The 6555-nt window shown below is 70.4% G+C and carries 5 protein-coding genes; 4 read left to right on the top strand and 1 reads right to left on the bottom strand.

Annotated elements, in window-relative coordinates:
* Window positions 1–509 precede the first annotated feature (509 nt).
* Window positions 510–1115 carry a response regulator transcription factor gene (locus ADL15_RS15040; protein WP_067690246.1) on the top strand — a complete coding sequence of 202 codons (606 nt, stop codon included), beginning with the start codon at window positions 510–512 and terminating at the stop codon, window positions 1113–1115.
* Window positions 1116–1246: 131 nt separating this feature from the next.
* Window positions 1247–1801, top strand: coding sequence for a VanZ family protein (locus tag ADL15_RS15035; RefSeq protein ID WP_067690210.1), 555 nt, complete (start codon window positions 1247–1249; stop codon window positions 1799–1801).
* On the opposite strand, the gene ADL15_RS15030 is transcribed toward ADL15_RS15035, so the two are convergent.
* Window positions 1743–2858 (bottom strand): glycosyltransferase, encoded by a 1116-nt coding sequence (locus ADL15_RS15030; protein WP_232344103.1) that lies wholly within the window; start codon window positions 2856–2858, stop codon window positions 1743–1745. The genes ADL15_RS15035 and ADL15_RS15030 overlap by 59 nt on opposite strands.
* Window positions 2859–3293: 435 nt before the next feature.
* Here ADL15_RS15030 and ADL15_RS15025 point away from each other — a divergent pair, with 435 nt between their 5' ends.
* Both ADL15_RS15025 and ADL15_RS15020 read left to right on the top strand, forming a co-directional pair.
* Window positions 3294–5267, top strand: a complete 1974-nt coding sequence (locus ADL15_RS15025) for a nucleoside-diphosphate sugar epimerase/dehydratase (protein WP_067690203.1) — start codon at window positions 3294–3296, stop codon at window positions 5265–5267.
* Between the two features lie 26 nt (window positions 5268–5293).
* Window positions 5294–6550, top strand: coding sequence for a nucleotide sugar dehydrogenase (locus ADL15_RS15020; protein WP_067690200.1), 1257 nt, complete (start codon window positions 5294–5296; stop codon window positions 6548–6550).
* The last annotated feature ends 5 nt before the right edge of the window (window positions 6551–6555 follow it).

Raw genomic sequence — 6555 nt, 5'->3', positions numbered from 1 at the left:
GAGGGAAGGGGGTGGGGGAATGTGGGATTGGGGGGAGGGGTGATCAATTCGGTAATCAAAAACGGACTTGGGGGGTGGGGGGCTTTGGGGTGAGCGGGAAAGGGAACGTGAAGGATCATTGTTTTTGGCGTGGGGAAATGGAAGGATGATGTCCGGAAAAAGGCGATTTGTGGGGAAAGCTGGCTAATTTCACTGGCGTATCAGCGGGATGAACCCGTCGTTTCGGCAGGGGGAGTCGTTGATCTGGTGGACCTCACTCCGTCTAACGGCCGACAGAGCGTGCGCGGAACGTTTCACTCAGTTAGTTTATGTGGGTGCCCCGTGCCTGCTCGCGGTGGCACAGATCCGTTATGACCTGCGCCGTGTCGTACTGTTAAAGATCTTTATCGGATCGACTTGTGCCGCACCCGCAGAATGGTCCTCGAGTCATCTGAGAATTATTGCGTCGAGCGTTCCAGACGGGGTCGGCGCCGGGTCTCCGCCCGGTGCCCATCGACGAGGGTGGTGTGATGATCCGGGTCGTGGTGGTGAGAGACGAGGGATACTTCGGCGTCCCGGTGCGTACGTTCCTGGAGACCGAACCGGACATGCACTACGTCACCACGCTGCCGATCAACAGCGAGCTGGCCCCGCGTGCCGCGCAGTTGTGGCCCGCGGTGATCGTGATCGATACCGAGTACATGGTGAGTCAGGTCCTGCCGCTCGCCGACGAGTTGCACACCGCCATCCCGTCCTGCGCGATGCTGCTGCTCTGTGATCCGTCCAAGCGCGGCATGCTGCCGCCCCGCCGGTGGAACGGCGGACTGAACTTCCTGCTCAAGAGCGCGGCCGGCACCGCGCTGGCCGACTCGGTGCGGCGGCTGGCCGCGGGCGAGCGGGTGGTCTCGCCGATGCTGCAGGCCGCCTCGCTGAACACCGACCGGGGATTGAGCACCCGGGAGCTGGAAGTGCTCGGCCTGGCCGCCGAGGGCGAGTCGGTGAAGGAGATCGCCGGGCGGCTCTACCTCTCCGGCGGGACGGTCCGGAATTACCTTTCCGCGGTGATCACCAAGACCGGCGCGCGCAATCGGCTGGACGCCATTCGGATCGCCCGGAAAGAGGGATGGCTCCGATAAGCGCGGGCTGCCCCCCGAAAAGTGAAGGTAAAGGACGCGCCGGCGAAATGTACTCGTAGGGGTGGTGCCGAGGCTCACCCGATCACTCGAAGGGGAGGCCGGCCCGGCCGGGTCGCGTAGCGTTGGATTCGATGCACGCTCAATATTTCCAGGTTCCCGCTCTGCCGGTGCTGCTGCCCCTGGGTGGCGTACTCATGATTTTGTCCTGGCTCTGGCTGCGCCGCCAGGGCCTGCTCACCACTCGTCGCCTGATCGTGGCGTGGGCGCTGTCCTGGTACGTGGTCGCCGTCCTCGGTGCCACCATGCTGCCGCTGCCGCTCTCCTGGGGCCCCGACTCGGGCCCGGCGGAGACCTACCGGATCCTGCTGGTCCCGTCGTTCAGCACGCGCCGCCGTGACTTCGTGCTGAACGCGCTGATGCTCCTGCCGCTGGCCGGGCTGCTGCACCTGAACTTCGGTGTCACCGAGCGCAACCGGGTGGTCCGGATCGGGTTCCTGCTGAGCCTGAGCATCGAGATCACCCAGCTGGTGCTGATCCTCACGGTGCACGGCAACCGCTGGGCGGACGTCAACGACCTGCTCTCCAACACCCTCGGCACGTTCCTCGGCTGGGTGCTGTGGCGGCGCCTCATGCGTTCCGGGCGGTTCCGGGACGCGGTGACGGGAGTTCCGGCAGAGGTGCGGTGAGCCGGTCGTAGATCTGTCCGACCGCGCTGGCCAGGTGGTCCGCGTCGTACCGTGATCCGGCCGTGCGGGGCGGCAACCGCGCGCCGCCGCGTTCGGCGTGGCAGAGGACTTCGGCGCGCAGCGTACGAGGAAGGGATTCCCGGTCGTGCGGGGTGAGCCGGTGGGTGCCGCGGACCGGTGACCGGGCCGCGGCCCGCTCCTCCAGCGGCGCGCACGCGGCGTAGACGACCGGCAGCCCGGCGGCGAGCGCCTCGAGCGCGGCGAGGCCGCAGGTGTGCTGGTCCGGTGAGGCGAAGACGTCCATCGCGCAGAGCATCTCGCGCGGGTGCCGGACGGTGCCGGCGAACAGCACCCGGTCGGCGACGCCCTCGATGATCGCGAGCTGGGCCAGGGCCGGCCGGGCCGGGCCGTCGCCGACCAGCAGCAGGGCCGCACCGGGCACCTCGGCCACCGCCCGGATCAGCAGGTCGAAGCGTCTGGCCGGGGTGAGCCGTCCGGTCACGCCGATCAGGGGTACGCCGGGGGCCACGCCGAGCCGGGCCCGGGCGGCGGCCCGCAGCGCCGGGTCGAAGCGGTACTCGGCCGGGTCGATGGCCCGGGGGACGGTGGCGATCCGCTCGTCCGGGACGCCCCAGCCGCGCAGCCGTTCGGCGATCGCCGCGGTGGCCGCGATGGTCATCTCGCCGAGCCGTTCGCTGAACAGGTAGAGCGGGCCGAGCCGGGCGGCGCCGGGGCGGCCCAGGTGGTGCTCGGTGGCGACCACGTGCGGGACGCCGGCCAGCCGGGCCGCGATCCGGCCCTGCACGCAGGCCCGGTACAGGTGCGTGTGCACCAGGTCGAACCGGCCGCGCCGGATCAGGCGGCGCAATCGTACGATCGCGGTCAGGTCCCGGTCGCCGGCCGTGGGCAGCTCGTGCACCGGTATCCCGGCGGCCCGGATGGCCTGCGCCTCGGCGCCGGGCGGGGAGAGCGTCACCACCTCGCTGTCGTGCGGCAGGCGACCCAGCAGCAGCCGGAGTTGATGCTCGGCGCCGCCCTCCGCGGCAGTGCTGATCACGTGCAGCACCCTCATCCTCGTCCCCCAGTCGCATAGTCGACAGAACGCTTGCGACGGCTCCTGCGAGAACGGTCCCGGAATAGCCGGGGAAGTGTTAGTCGCAGATGTCACGTCTAAAGTGAGGATCATTCACCGTCGATATGACATCATCCACCGATTGGCCTGTATCACGCAGCCGAATGGGGTCGCGGAAATGCGCGATCGAGGTCCTGTGCTGGATGAATAGCGGTACGTGAGAATTTTTCGCGTAGGCCGTGACAATTGCTACTGTAATCGACTCCCCGGCGACTGGAACCCTGAAAGTCGCGAATAGCCGGATCGATGCGACCCGGTGCGCCTGGGGCGCAATTATCAACTCTGCGAAATTGCCGGTTCTTTTTGCGCACGCAAGGTTCCGCGGCCGGTTCCCGCCGGCATCGTACGAGGGGGAATCTCATGCAGACACGGCGAGCCGCCGCTGGCGACCCAGCGGCGGACCTCATACCTGGTGAGTGGCCCGGCCGGGCGGCGCCGTGGTTCCGCGCGGCACTGCCCGGCCGGGCGGCCCGCGCCGCCGCCGACGCGCTCGCCCTGGCGACCGCACTCCTGATCGCCACCCTGCTGCGTCACGACGGACACCTGGAATACCTGGACGGCGCCGGCCTGATGGCGCTGTCGCTGGTCGCCGCGGTGGTGCACACCGCGGCCGGCATCCAGTTCGGCCTCTACACCGGACGCTGGTCATACGGCTGCTTCGAGGAGATCCTGGCGCTGGCCAAGACGGCCGCGGTCACCACGCCGCTGGTGTTCGTGCTGGACACCCTGCTGGGCCGGCTGGTGCCGCGCTCGGCGATCATCGGGGCCGGGCTGATCGGGCTGGTCCTGGCGGCCGGGATCCGGTACGCCGTACGGCTGCTGCACGACCAGCGGCTGCGCCCGCACCCCGAGTCCGGGACCCGGGTCGTGGTGGTCGGCGCCGGTGAGGGCGCGACCCAGGTGATCCGGGCGATGCTGCGCAGCCCGTCCAGCCCGTACGTGCCGGTCGCGCTGCTCGACGACGACCCGACCAAGCGCGCCCTGCAGATCATGGGGGTGCCGGTGGCCGGCAACCGTACGGCGCTGGCCGAGGTGGTCCGCCGGTTCCGTGCCGACGCCGTGGTGATCGCCATCCCGAGCGCCGGGGCCGACCTGGTCCGCGAGCTCACCGGGCTGGCCGAGCCGCTGAACGTGGACCTCAAGGTGCTCCCGCCGGTGGTCGAGCTGTTCGGCCGGACCGTGCGGGTCGAGGACATCCGCCCGGTCAGCCACGCCGACCTGCTCGGCCGCCGGGAGATCACCATCGACCTGGCCGCCATCGCCGGGTACCTGCAGGGCCGCCGGGTGCTGGTCACCGGCGCGGGCGGCTCGATCGGCTCGGAGCTGTGCCGGCAGGTCGCCCGGTTCGACCCGGCCACCCTGGTGATGCTCGACCGCGACGAGTCCGGCCTGCACGCGGTGCAGCTGTCGCTGGACGGCCGGGGCATGCTCGACGACCGCAACCTGGTCGTCGCGGACATCCGCGACCAGCAGCGCCTCGACGAGGTGTTCACCGAGCACCGCCCGCAGGTGGTGTTCCACGCCGCGGCGCTCAAGCACCTGCCGCTGCTGGAGATGCACCCGTCCGAGGCGCTGAAGACCAACATCCTGGGCACCTACCAGATCCTGCAGACCGCGATGCGGCACCACGTGGACCGGCTGGTCAACATCTCCACCGACAAGGCCGCCGACCCGTGCAGCGTGCTCGGCTACTCGAAGCGGATCACCGAACGGCTCACCGCCGCCGCCGACGCGGCCGCGCCCGGCACGTACACCAGCGTGCGGTTCGGCAACGTGCTGGGCAGCCGCGGGTCGGTGCTGACCGCGTTCGCCGCGCAGGTCGAGGCGGGCGGGCCGATCACGGTCACCGACCCGGACGTGACCCGGTACTTCATGACCGTGCAGGAGGCGTGCCGGCTGGTCATCCAGGCCGGCGCGGTGGACAGCCACGGCGAGGTGCTGATCCTCGACATGGGCGAGCCGGTGCGGATCGCCGACGTGGCCCGGCGGATCGCGGAGAGCGCCGGCGGGCACGTGCAGATCGTCTACACCGGACTGCGGCCCGGCGAGAAGCTGGCCGAGGTGCTGCTCGGGCCGTCCGAGCCGGACCACCGGCCGAACCACCCGCTGATCTCGCAGGCACCGGTGCCGCCGCTGGACGGCGCGGTGCTCTCGCTGCTGGACGCGTCCGCACCGCGGGCCGACCTGATCGCGGTGCTGCGCTGGCTCTCCGAGAGCCCGGCGCTGCCCGGCCGGGCCGAGCCGGCCGTGACCCCGGCGCCGGCGCAGCGCTCCGGCGGCCGCAACGGCAAGCGCCAGGCCGAATTCACCATGCGTCTCGGGCGGCACCCGTGAGCACCGAACGAGTAGGGAGCACGCAGATGCGGGTAGTCATCGCCGGCCAGGGGTACGTGGGGCTGCCGCTCGCGGTCCGCGCCGCCGAGGCCGGGCACACCGTGGTCGGCTTCGACGTCGACGAGGACCGGATCAAGCGGCTCGCGGCCGGCGAGTCGTACGTCGACGACATCAGCTCGGCCCAGCTGCAGGCGGTGCTGGCCGGCGGGAACCTGCTCCCGTCGGCCGACCCGCGGGCCTGCGCCGGCTTCGACATCGCGGTGATCGCGGTGCCGACGCCGCTGCGCGAGGGCACCCCGGACCTGCGCTACATCGAGGAGTCGGCCCGCACCCTGGCCCGCTACCTGCGGCCCGGTGCGACCGTCGCGCTGGAGTCGACCACCTACCCGGGCACCACCGGCGAGCTGGTCGGCCCGCTGCTCGAGGAGGGTTCCGGCCTGATCGCCGGGGTGGACTTCCACCTCGGCTACAGCCCGGAGCGCATCGACCCGGGCAACCGGCAGTGGAACCTGGCCACCACGCCGAAGGTGGTCTCCGGGATCAACCCGGCGTCGCTGGCGAAGGTCCAGGAGTTCTACGCGTCGGTGGTGGAGACGACCGTGCCGGTCTCCGACCCCAAGGTCGCCGAGCTGGCCAAGCTGCTCGAGAACACGTTCCGGCACGTCAACATCGCGCTGGTCAACGAGCTCGCGGTGTACGCGCACGACCTCGGCATCGACGTCTGGGAGGCGATCGACGCCGCGTCGTCGAAACCGTTCGGCTTCATGCGGTTCGTGCCCGGGCCCGGTGTCGGCGGGCACTGCCTGCCGATCGACCCGTCCTACCTGTCCTGGCGGGTGCAGCGGACCCTCGGGCAGAGCTTCCGCTTCGTCGAGCTGGCCAACGACATCAACAACCACATGCCGGACTACGTGGTACGCCGGCTGGTCGCCGCCCTGAACCGGCAACGCAAGGCGGTGAACGGATCGACGGTGCTGCTGCTCGGTCTCGCCTACAAGAAGAACAGCGGCGACGCGCGGGAGTCGCCGGCCCGCCGCGTCGCCACGCTGCTGCTGGAGATGGGCGCCGAGGTCCGGGCCGCCGACCCGCACGTGGTCGAGGACGCGCGCGTCGACCAGCGGGTGACCCGGGTGCCGCTGACCGCCGAGCAGGTGGCCGCCGCCGACGCGGTGGTGGTGCTCGCCGATCACGACGCGTTCGACCTGGACCTGGTGGTCGAGCACGCGTCGTACGTGCTGGACACCCGCCGCCGTCTCTCTGGAACCCATGTGGAATCGATCTGAGCTGG

Origin of the sequence: Actinoplanes awajinensis subsp. mycoplanecinus (genome assembly GCF_001509495.1) — a bacterium.
GTDB lineage: Bacteria > Actinomycetota > Actinomycetes > Mycobacteriales > Micromonosporaceae > Actinoplanes > Actinoplanes palleronii.
The sequence above is the reverse complement of the archived record's forward strand: the minus strand, read 5'-3'. Positions and strand labels throughout refer to the sequence as shown.